The sequence below is a fragment of the Kitasatospora sp. NPDC056446 genome, assembly GCF_042796115.1.
GTDB lineage: Bacteria > Actinomycetota > Actinomycetes > Streptomycetales > Streptomycetaceae > Kitasatospora.
The window spans coordinates 1-1,005 of record NZ_JBHTRF010000265.1 but is presented as its reverse complement, the minus strand read 5'-3'; the positions used below and the strand labels follow the sequence as shown (position 1 = coordinate 1,005).

Genomic DNA, 1,005 nt, shown 5'->3' with positions numbered 1-1,005 from the left:
GATCAACGAAGGGGCAAACCGCCGTCTTTCCCAGACCGCGACGCTCTGGCCGTCATGGACATCCTTCAGTCCGGTGTCCCGGATCGCGCGATACCCGGCCCGGTAGCGGAGCGTATTGCCCCAGGTCAGCCGAGCTGCCGGGATGTGCGTGGTGGTGGCCAGTCGCGCGGTCCATGGGCGGTTGAAGTTGTCTGCCGGACGATCGCGGTAGCGGATGTAGCTGCCGTCGTAGCGGATGATCGGATTCTCGTAGTACGCGGTGCTGAAGTCGTCCTCGTAGTCGGGCGCAGAAGAGCGGCTGTCGGTCCAGTCCAGCGCCAGCAGGCCCGTGGTGCTGGTTCCGCCGAACTGCAGGCGGTGCAGGGGGCGCACGGTAAGGCTGATGATCTGTGTCTCGCTGCGGCCGTCGTTGCTCCAGGTTTCGTAGTGGGTGGCCAGCGAAGGGTCATCCGCGCGTTCGTCCTGCACCCGGCTGCTGGAACGCACGACCTGGTCACGCCCCTTGCGGTTGACGACCTTGCCGAGGAACTCCCAGCCCTTCCATTGCTGCTTGACGCCCAGCATCAGCTCATCGTCGTAGGCGATTCTCAGGCGATCGAAATGCAGCCCGTTGGCGGTCTGCGTACCTGCGGTCCACTCGCTGTCGAGGGTGGGGCGGCGCTGGTTCCTGTATTGCAGCCGATCAAGGCCATCGCGCAGCCGCCACGTGGCCGCGTTGCGGCCGTAGTAGCGGTTGGCGCCCGCGATCAGCTGGGTGTCGCCGGCGGTGTCGAGATCCAGTGACATCGCCAGGCGCGGTGCGACCGTGGTGTGCTGCATGTAGCTGTCATGGTCGATGCGCAGGCCGGGACGCAACGACAGGCGCCCCGCGCGGATGCTGTCTTCGGCGTAGGCGCTCCAGCTGTCGATCTGGAAGTCCAGCCGGCCGCGCGTGTAATAGGTGCGGCTGGTGAAGAACTGTCCGGGCCAGTTGCTGGTGTTGGCGCGGCCGGTGCGGGTCAGGCC

Annotated in this window: 1 protein-coding gene; it reads right to left on the bottom strand. The window is 66.4% G+C overall.

Features of this window, described 5'->3' with window-relative positions:
• A partial coding sequence (locus ACFQ6N_RS41180; RefSeq protein ID WP_380659245.1) for a hypothetical protein occupies positions 1 to 1,005 on the bottom strand: 1,005 nt, incomplete at both ends.